Annotated in this window: 16 protein-coding genes; 14 read left to right on the top strand and 2 right to left on the bottom strand. The window is 61.0% G+C overall.

Features of this window, described 5'->3' with window-relative positions:
- Positions 1 to 70: 70 nt before the first annotated feature.
- A complete protein-coding gene (locus tag AC0CW1_RS12445) occupies positions 71 to 784 on the bottom strand; it encodes a lytic transglycosylase domain-containing protein (RefSeq protein ID WP_488183351.1) in 714 nt (237 codons plus the stop codon).
- A gap of 209 nt (positions 785 to 993) precedes the next feature.
- Between AC0CW1_RS12445 and AC0CW1_RS12450 the strand changes: the two genes are divergently transcribed.
- The 8 genes from AC0CW1_RS12450 to rsmI all read left to right on the top strand — a co-directional run bounded on the left by AC0CW1_RS12450 (position 994) and on the right by rsmI (position 7137).
- Entirely contained in the window at positions 994 to 1224 is a 231-nt protein-coding gene (locus AC0CW1_RS12450) for a sigma factor G inhibitor Gin (RefSeq protein ID WP_488183352.1), read from the top strand.
- Positions 1225 to 1259: 35 nt separating this feature from the next.
- Positions 1260 to 2750, top strand: a complete 1491-nt coding sequence (locus tag AC0CW1_RS12455; RefSeq protein ID WP_488183353.1) for an aminotransferase class I/II-fold pyridoxal phosphate-dependent enzyme — start codon at positions 1260 to 1262, stop codon at positions 2748 to 2750.
- A gap of 86 nt (positions 2751 to 2836) precedes the next feature.
- On the top strand, positions 2837 to 3502 hold the full coding sequence (gene tmk / locus AC0CW1_RS12460) for a dTMP kinase (protein ID WP_488183354.1): 666 nt from the start codon (positions 2837 to 2839) through the stop codon (positions 3500 to 3502).
- 3 nt (positions 3503 to 3505) lie between these two features.
- Entirely contained in the window at positions 3506 to 3970 is a 465-nt protein-coding gene (locus AC0CW1_RS12465) for a YaaR family protein (protein WP_488183355.1), read from the top strand.
- Positions 3971 to 3981: 11 nt separating this feature from the next.
- Positions 3982 to 4992 carry a DNA polymerase III subunit delta' gene (holB, locus tag AC0CW1_RS12470; protein ID WP_488183356.1) on the top strand — a complete coding sequence of 337 codons (1011 nt, stop codon included), beginning with the start codon at positions 3982 to 3984 and terminating at the stop codon, positions 4990 to 4992.
- 58 nt (positions 4993 to 5050) lie between these two features.
- Positions 5051 to 5752: a PSP1 domain-containing protein gene (locus AC0CW1_RS12475; protein WP_488183357.1), complete on the top strand. Its 702-nt coding sequence runs from the start codon at positions 5051 to 5053 to the stop codon at positions 5750 to 5752.
- Between the two features lie 42 nt (positions 5753 to 5794).
- A complete protein-coding gene (locus tag AC0CW1_RS12480) occupies positions 5795 to 6109 on the top strand; it encodes an initiation-control protein YabA (protein WP_488183358.1) in 315 nt (104 codons plus the stop codon).
- A gap of 11 nt (positions 6110 to 6120) precedes the next feature.
- The gene (gene rsmI, locus AC0CW1_RS12485) at positions 6121 to 7137 is read left to right on the top strand and encodes a 16S rRNA (cytidine(1402)-2'-O)-methyltransferase (RefSeq protein ID WP_488183359.1); all 1017 of its coding nucleotides are present in this window, start codon (positions 6121 to 6123) and stop codon (positions 7135 to 7137) included.
- 88 nt (positions 7138 to 7225) lie between these two features.
- On the opposite strand, the gene AC0CW1_RS12490 is transcribed toward rsmI, so the two are convergent.
- Complete coding sequence (locus tag AC0CW1_RS12490) at positions 7226 to 7477, bottom strand: AbrB/MazE/SpoVT family DNA-binding domain-containing protein (protein WP_488183360.1); 252 nt, start codon at positions 7475 to 7477, stop codon at positions 7226 to 7228.
- A 221-nt stretch (positions 7478 to 7698) separates the two neighbouring features.
- Here AC0CW1_RS12490 and metG point away from each other — a divergent pair, with 221 nt between their 5' ends.
- From metG to rsmA, 6 genes are all read left to right on the top strand, one after another.
- Positions 7699 to 9813, top strand: a complete 2115-nt coding sequence (gene metG / locus AC0CW1_RS12495; RefSeq protein ID WP_488183361.1) for a methionine--tRNA ligase — start codon at positions 7699 to 7701, stop codon at positions 9811 to 9813.
- Positions 9814 to 10590: a TatD family hydrolase gene (locus AC0CW1_RS12500; RefSeq protein WP_488183362.1), complete on the top strand. Its 777-nt coding sequence runs from the start codon at positions 9814 to 9816 to the stop codon at positions 10588 to 10590.
- A 152-nt stretch (positions 10591 to 10742) separates the two neighbouring features.
- A complete protein-coding gene (locus tag AC0CW1_RS12505) occupies positions 10743 to 11822 on the top strand; it encodes a resuscitation-promoting factor (RefSeq protein ID WP_488183364.1) in 1080 nt (359 codons plus the stop codon).
- Positions 11823 to 12005: 183 nt separating this feature from the next.
- The gene (locus tag AC0CW1_RS12510; RefSeq protein WP_488183365.1) at positions 12006 to 13049 is read left to right on the top strand and encodes a resuscitation-promoting factor; all 1044 of its coding nucleotides are present in this window, start codon (positions 12006 to 12008) and stop codon (positions 13047 to 13049) included.
- A gap of 107 nt (positions 13050 to 13156) precedes the next feature.
- On the top strand, positions 13157 to 13747 hold the full coding sequence (gene rnmV / locus AC0CW1_RS12515; RefSeq protein ID WP_488183366.1) for a ribonuclease M5: 591 nt from the start codon (positions 13157 to 13159) through the stop codon (positions 13745 to 13747).
- Positions 13748 to 13845: 98 nt separating this feature from the next.
- Complete coding sequence (rsmA, locus tag AC0CW1_RS12520) at positions 13846 to 14703, top strand: 16S rRNA (adenine(1518)-N(6)/adenine(1519)-N(6))-dimethyltransferase RsmA (protein ID WP_488183367.1); 858 nt, start codon at positions 13846 to 13848, stop codon at positions 14701 to 14703.
- The last annotated feature ends 92 nt before the right edge of the window (positions 14704 to 14795 follow it).

Genomic DNA, 14795 nt, shown 5'->3' on the forward strand with positions numbered 1-14795 from the left:
GCGTCGAATTGTCGATATGTCTCGCGGGCCGGGCAAGGAAAAAGCCGTCGCATTGCGCGGCGACGGCGGATCAACCGGCTGCTTGGCCAAGAGAGGCCAGGCTTTCCTGCTGGTAGCGGAGCACTCGGGGCACATAGGCTTGTGTTTCCGCATAGGGTGGGATGCCATTGTGCTTTTCCACGCTGCCGGGACCGGCGTTGTAGGCGGCGACAGCCAGGTCGACGCGACCGCCGAAACGGTCCAGCATCTGCCGGAGGTAACGGACGCCGCCGTCGATGTTCTGGGCCGGGTCAAAGGCGTCTTGGACGCCGAGGGAACGGGCGGTGCCTGGCATCAACTGCATCAAACCCATCGCGCCGGCTGGGGAGATGACGCGGGGGTTGAAATTCGATTCCGCTTTGATGACGCCCCAGATCAGAGAGGCGGGGACGTTGTATTTCTGGGCCGCCTGGTTGATCAGGTCGGCGTATTTGCCGGCGGTGATGCTGGTCTGAGCCGAGTAAGCCTGTCCCGCCTGGGGGCGCGCCTGAGTCGCCTGGCTGTTCGGCTGGCCGCCGATCATCCCGAACGGGTTGAGCAGCGCCGATGTGACCGCCGACATGCCCGCGTTGGCGACAGCAGAAGGCGGGAGCGCCGGCAGCGGAGGCAGGCTGATCTTTTCACCGAGGGCTTGCGCCTTGATGGTGGCCTCCAGGGTTTCGGCAAAGTCGGCGAAGGTTTCCCCCTTGGGACACTGTGCCTGGATCTGCTGGCGGATGGAATCAATCCCGGCGATGGTTGTCATGCCCTACACCTCCCCGTTTCAATATACCTGAGAGTCAGCCAACCTGTAAAGGGTGGAACATCCGCAATCGTGTCAGAATATGGAACGGTTGCGGAAAAACTCTTCCGGCACATCGGATTCGACCGGCACATACGATAAAGCCCGGCTGTTTCTCGGAGGAACAATCTTGTCCATACTAGGAAAAGAAACACTTTTTTGAGGTGAGCGGGATGAGGGAAACCACCTTGTTGCCTCGCTGTTCCACCTGCCAGCAGGTCCCGCCGGAAGGAATCGCCGGCGGACTCTGGATCTGCGGCGTTTTTCTCTGTGACTGTTGTCTGGCCGACTTGTCCTCCTGGACGACGGAAGACGAGGCCTACCGGACATTGAAAAGCAACATGGACCGGCTCTGGCGGCGGTCCGATTGGCGGCGCCATTTGGCCTCGGGAGGTCGCCCGTGATACAATAGAAGGAAATGTTTGCGCGGAGGTTCATGATGAGGGAGCGACCGTTGTGGCAGGCGCTGCACACCCTTTTTGGGGAAAACGCCGCCGGCTTTCACACCCCCGGCCACGGTCAGGGGCGGGCGCTGGCAGGTTTGGGGATTCATCTCGACACGACGGAAATACCTGGTCTCGATGACCTCCACGCGCCGGAAGGCGCCATCGCCGAAGCCCAGCGCCTGGCGGCCCAAGCCTTCGGGGCCGGGGCCACTTTTTTTTTGGTTCAGGGGGCGACCGTCGGCATCCATGCCCTCTGCCTGGCCGGGTTGCGGCCTGGGGAGCGCCTGGTGCTGCCTCGGCACAGCCATCGCTCTGTTTTTGGCGGGTTGGTGCTGAGTGGCGCCGTTCCCCGTTACCTGCCGCCGCTCTGTGAAGAAGAAACAGGACTTCCCTTGGCTGCCGACACCTCCGGCCTCAATGGAGCGGCCGAGGGGGCGGCGGCCTTGCTGGCCCTGCGGCCGAGCTACTGGGGAACGGCAGAGGACCTGACGCCTTGGCGCCAGGCAGCCGAGTGGCACGGGGCGCCTCTCTGGGTCGATGAGGCTCATGGCGCCGCATACGCCTTTTCGTCGAAGTTGCCTGACTCGGCCCTGTGCCTCGGCGCGCAGGCGGTTGTTCACGGCAGCCACAAGACGCTGCCGGCCCTCACCCAGGCGGCCATGCTGCACCTGGGCCATGCTCCGGCGCTCTCCGGCGTTCAGGCCGTCGCCCGCGCCCTCTCGCTGCTCCAGACGACCAGCCCTTCTTACCTGCTGATGGCCTCCCTCGATGAGGCCCGCCGACGGATGGAGGAGGAGGGAGCGGCGCTCTGGGACGCCACGGTCGAGCGGGCGCAAAGACTGCGCAAAGACATCAACCGTTTCAAAGGAATTTTTTGTTGGGGCGAAGAAATAATGAAGCATCCCGCCATCGAGAGCTGGGATCCGACGCGCCTGCTCGTGGTCCTGCGCGATGCGATGCCGACAGGCTACGCGGCTCGCCAGTGGCTGCGGCGGGAAAAGGGGATCGAAGCCGAACTGGCTGGACCGAATTACCTACTCTTTTTGCTCTCTCCTTTTGATCGCCCCGACGCCGACGACCGCTTGCGGCGGGCCTTGCGAGACCTCTCCCAGGAAACGGGCCGAACGGCTGGACGAGGGAGAGGTCAATGGGCCGAACAACGGGCCGGTCAAGGGCGAAGCGATACAAGCGGCGATCCGGCGGGACCGCTGCTCCGGCAAGCCTACCGTTTGCAGCCGGAGATGGTCTTGTCGCCGCGGGAGGCCTTCCATGCCCCCCGTCGCCGGGTGAGGTGGCCTGAAGCGAGAGGTCGCCTGGCGGCCGAATTTATCTGTCCATACCCTCCCGGCATCCCCCTCGTCGCGCCTGGGGAGCGCATTACCGCCGAGACTGTCGAGACGGTCGAAGCCTTGCGGCGCGCTGGCGCCCACTGGCAGGGCGCTCATGATCCGGGATTGGACGAGTTGTTGATCATTGACGAATAGGTCTCCGGGAACCGGACTTTCACAACAACGTTTTTTCGTTCTCATGATGATGTCATTGATGCAATACGATGTGAAGCAGGTGCGCTATGCCGGGACTCTTTATCACGCTGGAAGGGGCCGACGGGGCCGGAAAAACGACGCAAAGCGCCCTGCTTGCCCAAGCGTTTCGCAAGCTCGGTCATCCTGTTGTGGAGACGCGGGAGCCTGGCGGTACCCTTGTCAGCGAGGCGGCCCGCCGGGTCTTGCTTGATCCCTCCTTAAAAGGCATGGCGCCAATGGCCGAGGTGTTCCTCTACGCCGCCGCCCGGGCGCAACTGGTCAGCGAGGTCATCCGGCCGGCCCTCGCCTCGGGGACTGTGGTGATCTGTGACCGCTTCACCGACTCCACCCTGGCCTATCAGGGCTTCGGTCGCGGTCTGAGCCTGGAGCGCCTGGAGGCGATCAACCGGATGGCCACCGAGGGGTTGACGCCCGATTTGACGATCCTGCTCGATATCGACACGGGAGAAGGCCTTTGCCGGGCCCGGCAAAGGCGACCGGAACGGACAGAGTGGCAGGGCGCCGATCGAATGGAACTGGAAGAGGCGACTTTTCACGAACGTGTCCGCCGGGGCTTTCTCCAACTGGCCGAGGACGACGGGGGGCGCATCTGCCGCATCCCAGCCCTTGGCGCCATTGCCGAGGTTCACTGCCGGATCATCGACGCCGCCCGCGCGCTAGTCGCCAACCTGCCCTACTGTCAGGAGGAATAATTCATGGCCGATGGGCTCAGAATTCAAGGCTTTTTCACCGGGGTTGGCGACCCGCGCTTGGTCCATGAAGGGGAAGGGACGGCTGGTGCTGAGGGCAAAAAGGAAGCCTTTTTGTCCGAACTGCACAAGGCCCGGGCCGGACGGGAACGATCAGACCTACAGGAGATGCTGGCCCGCATCGATGAATCGTCCAATGCGCTGGCCCGGAACCAGACCGTGGGCAACTTCAAAAAGTACCGGGAGTTGGTGAAAAAGTTCCTGGCCCAGGTCGTCGGAGGCATGTACCAATTGCGTGAGGAGACCGGCTGGGACCGCCGCAGTCGCCACAAATCGCTGATCACCGTCGAAAAGGTGGACCGCCACCTCGAGGAGATCGCCACCCAGTTCTTATCCCAGCAGGCCGAACCGATCGACATCCTGACGAAGATCGGTGAAATACGTGGTCTCTTGTTGGATATCATTACCTAGGGGAGATGGCAGTGCGACTATCGCAAATCGCGGGCCAGGAACGGGCCGTCCGGCAGTTGTCGCGCGGGCTTGCGGGAAACCGGGTGGCCCACGCCTACCTGTTTTCCGGACCCCAGGGCGTCGGCAAGAAGACGACTGCTCGCGCCTTCGCCCAGTCCATCCTCTGCCTGGAGCGGATAGAAGGAGATGCCTGTGAGCGATGCTCCTCGTGCCTGCAGGTCCAAGGTGGCAGCCACCCCGATCGCTTCGTCCTGTCACCGGAGGGGACAACCCTGAAGATCGAACAGATCCGGAACCTGCAAAAACGCATCCGCTACCGGCCCTACCTGGCGTCCCATCAGGTCGTTCTGATCGAGCAGGCCGAGACGATGCAAGGGCCATCGGCCAACGCCTTGCTGAAGATCCTTGAGGAGCCGCCGGGGCCGACAGTCTTTATTCTGATCACTGACCGCGGCCACGGCCTCCTGCCGACGATCCGCTCACGTTGCCTGCCCGTCACCTTTCAACCGGTTCCCAGCGGAGAGATCGCTCGCTTTCTGCAAGAAAAGGGCGTCGCATCCGGCTACGTGCCGCTGTTGACGCTGCTGGCCGACGGTCGCTGGGACCGGGCGGCCCGGCTGGCTGCCGAGGGATTGCCGGCGGGACGGGAAAAGGCCCGCCAAATCCTGGACGGGCTCATTCAAACCGGCGACAGCCGAATTTTTCAGCTTGCCGAGGAATGGGACAAGGATAAGGAAGCCATCGCCGAGTTTTTCGATTATCTGGCACTCCTGCTGCGCGACCGGCTGATGATCGCCGGCAGCGGCGGGGAAGAGGTTCCTGTCATCAACGGCGACATCGCCGGCGATGCCAGCGGATGGCCCTTGCCGACTCTGCTGGGCGCTCTAGATATGGTCATGGCGGCGCGCCGCCTCTTGGATACGAACGCCAGCGCGCGCCTGCTGGTGGAGGATACACTGCTGAAGCTGCGCGATCTGGCCCGGGGCGAGTCCCTGACGCCCTCGACTGCAGCCAGAAGATAGAGAATAGAAGTCAAAAAGCCGGCAGGCGCCGGCCCAAAACCTTGAGGAGGAAGGGTCCTTGGTCAAAATTGTCGGAGTCCGATTTAAAAAGACCGGGAAAGTATACTACTTTGACCCGGGCGACCTGAATCTCCCGCTGCAGGAAAAGGTGATCGTCGAGACAGCCCGTGGCATCGAGTTCGGCGAGATCGTCATCTCCCCTCGGGAGGTTCCCGAAGAGAGCCTCGTCAACCCCTTGAAACGGGTCTTGCGCGTTGCGACCTCGGAAGATGTGAAGCAGGTCGAGGAAAACCGCGCCAAAGAGACCTCGGCCTACGAGATCTGCCAGAAAAAGATCGCTGTCCACCAACTGCCGATGAAGCTTGTCGATGTGGAATACACCTTCGATTCTTCGAAGATCATCTTCTACTTCACTGCCGACGGACGTGTCGATTTCCGGGAACTCGTCAAGGACCTGGCCTCCGTCTTCCGCACTCGCATCGAATTGCGTCAGATCGGTGTCCGTGACGAGGCGAAGATGATCGGCGGCATCGGTTGCTGCGGCCGCGTCCTCTGCTGCGCCTCCTTCCTGGGCGACTTTGAGCCCGTATCGATCCGGATGGCCAAGGACCAGAACCTGTCCTTGAATCCGACGAAGATCTCGGGCATCTGCGGGCGGCTGATGTGCTGCCTCAAATTCGAAAACGACTGCTACGAGCGCAAAGAGATGGGAAGACGCAGGGAAAAACCGCCGGAAGCGCCGGGGCCGGAAGCCCAGTAAATCATCGAGGCGCCGGCCCCTCTTGAAGCGGAGGTGGATCAGATGAACAAACGACTGACGGCCAGGGTGATTGCCTTGGAAGAACAACTGCGGGAGATGCTGGCCGAGATCGAAGCCCTGAAGATGGAGATCTATACCCTCGAAGAAGAGAACGACCGCCTGCGGGCGGAACGGGCCAATATGACGCCCGAAGCGGTCGGCCGGATCAATGACAACGTGCGCCAACTGCAGGGCGAGGGCTATGAAAACCTGAGCCGCCTCTACCAGGAGGGCTTTCATATCTGCCACGTCAACTTCGGCCAGCCCCGCAGGGGTGATGACTGTCTCTTCTGTGTGAACTTTCTCCATAAGGAATGAGGCCCGCTCTGATGAATGACCATAACGATGACGCCCGGGACAAGCGGGAAAACCTGCCAGAAAAGTCGCCAGGTTCGGGAAAACTCCTCATCTGCGCCACCCCGATCGGCAATCTGGACGACATCACCTTGCGGGCGCTCAAAGCCTTGCGGGAAGCCGACCTGATCGCCGCCGAGGACACCCGCCATACGCGCAAGCTGCTGAGCGCCTTTGACATCCACGTCCCCCTCACGTCCTACCACGAGCATAACCGCCACCACAAAGGCACGACCATCCTCGACCGGGTGGCCGAGGGCGCCACAGTGGTCCTCGTCTCGGACGCCGGCTTGCCCGGCATCTCCGACCCGGGCGAAGACATTGTCCGGGAGTGCGTCGAGCGCCGCCTCCCCTTGGAGGTGCTGCCGGGACCATCGGCTTCGTTGACGGCGCTGGTGCTCTCCGGGTTGCCCACAGGCCGCTTCGTCTTTGAGGGGTTTTTGCCCCGACCGAAAAAAGAGCTCCGTGAGCGTCTCCGCCGCCTTGCTGTCGAAGACCGGACGATGATCCTCTACGAGTCGCCTCACCGCCTGCGGGAGACGATGGAGAGCCTCTGCGACTACCTCGGTGCGGACCGGCCCGCCGCCCTTGTGCGGGAACTGACGAAAAAGTTCGAAGAGGTCCGTCGCGGCGCCCTGGCGGAGCTGGCCGAGTCGGTCCGGGAAGGCGTCCGCGGAGAATGCACCGTCGTCATCGCCGGTCGCGCAACCGCTTTGAATGCAGGGGGCGCGAGGACCCTAGCGATAGGCGCCCACGCCGACGCTTGGAACGAGGTCGGCAGTGACGGCCGATTCGGTTTTCCGGCACTGCCGGACAGCGAGAGCGAGCGGGCAGCGTTGCTCCGCCAACGGCTCGACTGGCTGGAAGATCAGGGCATGGACGGCAAGGCGGCGCTCAAGACAGCGGCGCAGGAACTGGGCATACCCCGGCGCGAGGCCTACCGCCTGCGGTTGCTCGGCCTAGACGAAGAAGCCGCTCCAGAAAACGAATAAACGGGATGGGCGTAAACCCATCCCGTCCTGCTGCAACGGAGAAACATGACCTTTTGATTGGCTGGAAATAATGGTATTATGTAGCCAATCAGCCAGCCGCGTTTTGAGCCATTGAAACGGCGCACTCCCGGCAGACAATCTTGCCGCGGAAGTTCTGAACCTCAACGGCGCTGCCACAGAAGACACAGGCAGGCTCATACTTTTTGAGAATGATCTTCTCCGAGTCAACGTAGATTTCCAGCGCGTCCTTCTCATCGATGCCCAGGGTTCTGCGCAGTTCGATGGGGATAACGACGCGGCCCAGTTCGTCAACCTTCCGTACAATGCCCGTAGATTTCATCGAAAATGTCCTCCCTTCTGATTAAATAACAAAATTCGACAACAATCTTCACCCTAATGGTACCAGTGATTCCAGGAACAGTCAACCCCTAATTTTTTTAAAAATCAACAAATATCGTATATTTTTTCTTTTTTCCTGGATATAAAAAGAATTCGCTCAAAGTCAGATTTTTTTGCCCAAAAAAGGAGTCCAACCAAAGTTTTTTGCGCGAGGAGGTCCCCATGGTGAATCAGCCCCGGCCAACGTTCTACATCACTACACCTATCTACTACCCCAGCGGCAACCCCCACATCGGTCACGCCTACACGACGGTGGCCACCGATACGATGGCCCGCTACAAGCGCATGCGCGGCGAAGACGTCTGGTTTTTGACAGGCTTGGATGAGCATGGACAGAAGATCGAGCGGGCGGCCCAAGCCAAAGGCATGGCCCCCATCGACTACCTCGATCCCGTGGCCGACACCTTCAAAAGCCTCTGGAAGCGGCTGGAGATCACCTATGACGACTTCATCCGCACCACCGAGGACCGCCATAAAAAAGCTGTGCAGGGCATCTTTCAGAAGATCTGGGACAAGGGCGACATCTACAAGTCCGAGTATGAGGGCTGGTACTGCACGCCCTGTGAGGCCTTCTGGCCGGAGCGGCAGCTTAAGACCGGCGAAAACGGCGAAAAGATCTGCCCCGACTGTGAGCGTGCCGTCGAAAAGACGAAGGAAGAGAGCTACTTCTTCCGCATGTCCAAGTATGCCGACCGGCTGCTCCAACATATCGAGGAGAACCCCGAATTCATCCAGCCTGTCAGCCGGCGCAACGAGATGGTCAGTTTCATCAAACAGGGCTTGGAGGATCTCTGCGTCTCCCGGACGACCTTCAAGTGGGGCATCCCTGTGCCGATCAACGCCAACCATGTCATCTATGTCTGGTTTGACGCCCTGTCCAACTACATCACCGCCCTCGGCTACGGCAGCGACAATGACGAAAAGTACCGCCGCTACTGGCCGGCCGACATCCACCTCGTCGGCAAGGACATCGTCCGCTTCCACACCATCATCTGGCCCATCATCCTGATGGCCCTCGGCGAACCGCTGCCAAAGCAGGTCTTCAGCCACGGCTGGTTCCTGCTCGAATCGGGGAAGATGTCGAAATCGAAAGGCAACGTCGTCGACCCCTTCATGCTCGCCGACCGCTACGGCGTCGACGCCTTTCGCTACTTTCTCATCCGCGAGATGATCGGCGGTCAGGACGCCGTCTACTCCGAGGAGACCCTGATCGGCCGGATCAACACAGACCTGGCCAACGACCTGGGCAACCTGCTGCACCGCTCTTTGTCTATGGTCGAGCGCTTCACCGGCGGTGTCGTGAAAGCGCCGGAGGCCGGCGCCGAGGGCCCCCTGGAGAAGGAGATCCAGGAACTGGCCGCCAAAACCGTCGCCGACTTCGGCGCCCTGATGGACCGCTTTGAACTGGCCAACGCCCACAGCGCCCTCTGGAAGCTGATCGGCCGCATGAACAAATACATCGACGAGCGGGCGCCTTGGGCACTGGCGAAAAAAGCGGAGGCGAGGCCCGAACTGGAGGCCGTCCTTTATACGATGGTCGAGAGCCTGCGCATCGCCGCGATCCTCTTGCAGGCCGCTATGCCCACGGTCCCTGGCAAGATCTTCGCCCAACTGGGCCTGTCAGGACCGGACTCATTGGAACTTGGTCTGCCCGATTACAGCGGCCTGATGACCTGGGACGCCGCCCGCTGGGGCCTCTTCCCCGACGGTGTAAAAGTCGCAAAAGGTGACCCCATCTTCCCACGCATCGACTTGGCGGCGATCCTGGCGGAGAGCGCCGAGCCGGCCCCAGCAAAAGCGGGAACAGCCCTTCCCGAAAAGACATCAAAATCTGTGAAAGAGGCGACTTCTGTGACGACTATTGAGAATCCTGTCCTGAACGAAACGGCTGATACCCCAGCGGAAAACGTGACCGAAGTCGCCCTAGAAGCCCCCGCCATGGAACCCCTCCTGCCGGAGATCTCCATCGAAGACTTCGCCAAGATCGACCTGCGGGTGATCGAGGTATTGGCGGCGGAAAAAGTGCCCAAGACGGACAAACTGCTCAAACTGGAGGTCAAGCTGGGCGACGAGACGCGCACCGTCGTCTCCGGCATCGCCCAATACTACGCGCCGGAGGAACTGGTCGGCAAAAAGCTCGTCCTGGTGGCCAACCTGAAACCGGCCAAACTGCGGGGCATCCTCTCGCAGGGCATGATCCTGGCAGCCTCCAAGGACGGCGTGCTCGAAGCGCTCACCGTCACCGCCGACATCCCCGCCGGCAGCCGGGTGAAGTAGATGCGGCTCTTTGACACCCATGCCCACATGGATGACAAGTCCTTCCGCGATGACCGCGACGCCATGCTGAAGCAGGCCCAGGCGGCGGGCGTGGAGCGGATCGTCAACGTGGGCTATGACATCCCTTCCTCAGAGCGATCCGTCCGGCTGGCCGATGACTACCCCTTCATCTACGCCGCCGTCGGCATCCACCCCCACGATGCGGACGGGGTCGACGAGAACACCTGTCTGAGGCTGGAACAGTTGGCCGCTCACCCCAAGGTGGTCGCCATCGGCGAGATCGGCCTCGACTACTACCGCGACTTGTCGCCCCGGGACCGCCAGCGGGAGGTCTTTGTGGACCAACTGGCCCTGGCCCGGCGGCTTGATAAACCGGTGATCATCCATGACCGGGACGCCCATGGCGACATCATGGCGATCCTGGGCCAGGAGGGCAGGGGCCTTTCCGGTGTCCTGCACTGCTTTTCCGGCAGTTGGGAGATGGCCCAGTTCTGCCTCGATCTCGGCTTCTACATCTCCTTGGCCGGCCCGGTGACCTATACGAACGCCCGGGGCCTCCTCGACATCGCCAAAAAGGTTCCGCGCGACCGGTTGCTCGTCGAGACCGATGCGCCCTATCTGTCGCCCCATCCACTGCGGGGGACGCGCAACCACTCGGGCAATGTGGCCCTGGTGGCGCAAAAAGTCGCCGAACTGCGCGGCGAGGACCCGGAAGAACTGGCGGAACAGATGCTGCGAAACGGTTGCGCCCTTTTTCGAATGCCGGTTCCGGGATAAGTAGAATCTATCGTGCATCATCGTTGCCGCTGGCTGGCCCCCCCCGGGGGGTTCTTTTTTTTTCCGCCTCTTCATATTCTTGACCATCGCCGCCTTGTCCGAAAGACAATCCTGCGCGGCGAGGGAGGGGCTGGAAGATGTCAATAGGAGGCATGAAGACAAAAGAAAAAGGGCTGAAAAGCCGCGCTGCGCGTCCGGCCATCGCTGTAGGGATTTCCCTTTTGCTGGCTGCCGCGCTTTTTTTTACCTCGTTGCTTGACATCGTCCGGGGGAAACCGGTCACATTGGAAGTGGACGGCGAGTCCCGATCCATTCTCGCCTACAGCCGAACCGTTGGCGAAATGCTGAAAAGTGTAGGGATCGCCTATGAGCCAGGCGACTGGGTTGATCCCGATGTCAACGCGCCGCTTCAACGGGGGATGACGGTGCAGTTTCGCAAGTCCCACTGGGTGGAACTGCTCGTCGACAACCGAATCATCACCTTCCGCCAGATTGGCGATCTATCGAAAGAGCGTATCGCCGATCTGGGCATACCCGTGGGAGAAGAAGACCGTCTCGACCGGAGCAACGGCGCCGGCGGTGATGCAACTGACCGCTGGCACCTCGTCCGCTTGACTCGGAACACCCGCGAGCGGAGCGAACCTGTCCCGTTTACCCAGCAGGTGATCTATGACAGCACCCTCCCGGAGGGGGTGGAGCGGGTCGCCATGACTGGCGCCGACGGGGTCGCCGTCGTCCGTGAACTCGTCACCTTTGAAGATGGTCGCGAGGTGTCTGCCGAAGCAGTGGAACGGCAGGTGACGACAAGACCTCGTCCCGAGGTGGTTGTCCGGGGGAGTGCCGGATCATCGGGCCGCTTGCTGATTGCGTCGCGGGGTGGCAGGCCCAGCGCCGCGTCAATTTCTCGAAATGCTAGAGAGGAGACAGCTGCGACCGAGGGCGCTTCCGCCGATGAGGGCAGCATCAGAGGAGCCATGCGCATGGTGGCGACCGCCTATACCCATACAGGCAACCGCACGGCCACAGGCATCTGGCCCCGTGTGGGCATCGTCGCCGTCGATCCCCGCGTGATCCCCCTGGGCACGACGCTGTACATAGAAGGATACGGTGTGGCCAAGGCGGCAGATACGGGTGGCGCCATCCGTGGCTCCCTCATCGATGTTTTTTTTGACAGCAATGAGGAGTGTTTTCAATGGGGAAGGCGGCAAGTTACCGTACATATACTTGAGTAACCTCGGCAAGGCTTAAATAACCAACGTGCGTTCACAAGCGCAAGTAAAAAAATGATTAAAAACGTCGAATAAAATATGGGTAAGTTACTATAATTCTACATTCTTGGCTTTGACAAGCCCTCTTTCGTTCAGTAAAATGAGAACACACTACAGGTAAGCACTTGGTCGAAAGGGGAATCTGTCATGCTGGATGACACCACTGATCTGACCGAGCGACTTCACCCGGGTCCGCTCAAGCGGGCCAAACGGCTATCGGATCCACCGCCTTCGGGCGACTGGCGGCGGTGGGGAACAGCGCTGGGCCTCTTCGCCGGCATCGCGCTCATCCTCTTCGGTATCTACAGCTTTCTTCAAAAAGATATCGTGCTCGACGTGGACGGTGAACAAAAAGCCATCGGGACTTTCAAAACGACTGTCGGGGAAGCCCTGGCGGAAGCCGGCGTAATCCTCGCAGAAAAGGACAAGGTGGAACCGCCTGCCCCAACCTTGCTGAAAGACGATCTGACCGTACATATCATCCGTGCTTTTCCCGTAACCGTCTTTGCCGATGGCAAGAATCAGGAACTCGTCACCCCGCCGGCCTCTGTCCGGGAGATTTTGGCGCAGACGGCCATCCAACTGGGTGCCCTTGACCGCGTCGAGCCGGCCCTTGACGCAACGGTGGACAAGCCCTCCACCGTCCGTGTCGTGCGCGTCACTCAGGATGAGGTCATTGAGGAGCAGTCTGTTCCTTACCGGACGGAGCAGAAATCGGACAACACCTTGGAAAAGGGGTTGCGCAAGATCGTCTCCCGTGGCCGCAACGGCCTGGAGCGAAACAAAATGCTCGTCACCTATGAAGACGGCCAGCCGGTGAAAAAAGACCTGATCGCCCAGCAGATCGTCCGCTCCCCTGTCAACCAGGTGGTGGCGATGGGCACCATTGATCATGTCTCGCGGGGCGGACTCAACTTTCGCATCCGGGAGGCGAAATACATGACGGCGACCGCCTATTCTCACACAGGCAGGAACACCGCTTCCGGCGCCTATCCCGAAGTGGGGATGGTGGCCGTCGACACGACCGTCATTCCGATGGGCTCTCGCCTTTATGTGGAGGGCTATGGCTTCGCTCGGGCGGCTGACCGCGGTTCTGCCATCGTCGGCGATCGCATCGACCTCTTCATGGAGTCGTCAGAAGAGGCGAGGCGCTGGGGGAAACGGACGACAAAGGTTTACGTCCTCGAATAAAGATAAGCTCGGTTATCCATCCCGCTCAGTCTCGGAGATCGCTGCCCCCAGAGGCGCTAACGGTCTGTCTTTTTGGCCCGCCCCGAACCGGGGCGGGTTTGGTTTGTTTGCAAACGGGGAAAACCGACAATGAGGTGAAAACGCTGTTCAGGGAGAAGATTCAGGAAGTCATCGTCGTCGAGGGCCGCGACGACCTGCTGGCGGTGCGGCGGGCCGTCGACGCCCAGGTGATCGTCACGCAGGGGCTGGGCATCAGCCCAGAAACGATGGCGGTCATCCGTAGGGCCCAGGAGCGCTGCGGCGTCATCGTCTTCACCGATCCCGACGGACCGGGCGAACGGATCCGCCGCTGGGTGACCGAGGCTGTGCCTGGCGCTAAGCACGCCTTTTTGCCGGCTGCGCTGGCCAAGAAGGACGGCAAGGTCGGTATCGAGCACGCCTCGCCGCAAGCCATCCGCGACGCCCTCAGCCAGGTGCGCTCGCCAGGGACACAGCAGGAACTCTATAACCGTGACGACCTGCGCCTGTGGGGTGTCGATGGCGTGCCAGGAGCGGGGCAGAGAAGAGAGGCCCTCGGTGAGCGCCTCGGCATCGGTCGGACCAATGCCAAGCAGTTTTTGCAGCGCCTCAACCATTTCGGCCTCAGCCGGAACGAGATTGAAAGAGCCCTCGCAGGGATCGATCTAAGACAGAAATAGCGACGACTAAAGGAATAGTGACCAAAGACCAGAAATAGCGACTAGACACAGAAATTGACCAAAGGCAGAAAAGGCGACGCAGAGATAGGAGACATATAATGGGCGGAGAACTCCGACAAAACCTCAGCCGATACGGCATTCGCGCCAAAAAGAGACTGGGCCAGAATTTCTTGTCCGACCCCGTTTATGTGGGGCGCATCATCGACGCCGCCGCACTGTCCCCCGGCGATGTGGTCGTCGAGATCGGCCCAGGTCCTGCCACATTGACCCGTGACCTGGCCCAGGCCGTCGGCCCCGACGGCAAGGTGGTCGCCGTGGAAGTCGATGAGAGCCTGCGCCCGCTGCTGAACGATTTATGCTGCGAATACTCGCAGGTGGACATCCTTTGGCAGGACGCCTTGAAGGTGGACTACGACACCGTCACCCAACCTTGGCGAGGGGACAAACCCTTTGTCCTCGTTGCAAACCTTCCTTATTACATCACCACCCCCATCCTGATGCACCTCCTCGAAGGTCGCTTTGCCGTCTCCCGGCTGGTGGTCATGGTGCAGAAAGAGGTCGCCGACCGGATGCTCGCGCCAGCCGGTCATAGCGATTATGGCGCCCTCTCTGTCGCCATCCAGTATCACTGCCAGCCAACGCTGGTGACGAAGGTTCCGCCGGGCGCCTTCATCCCGCCGCCGAAGGTGAGTTCCGCTGTCCTGCGCCTCGACCGCCGCACTTCGCCGCCAGTGGCGGTCGCCGATGAGGCCGCCTTTTTCCGCGTCGTCCGGGCCGCTTTCAACCAACGGCGCAAGACCCTTTTAAACGCTCTCGGCGTCCTTGGACTGGCCTATAATAAGGAAGAGATGGCGCGCAGGCTGAGCGCCGCCGGTGTTGATCCAGGCCGGAGAGGGGAGACCTTGAACCTGGAGGAGTTTGCCAAGGTGGCAGATGTGCTGTATAGGGAAGGGTAGGACGAAGGAAGCACGTTGGAACCGGCAGGACGTCAGTGAGAGGCGTTCGCCGGTTTTTGTTTTCAGAAGGATGGGCAATGCCCATGAAATAA

The organism is Heliomicrobium sulfidophilum, from assembly GCF_057715735.1.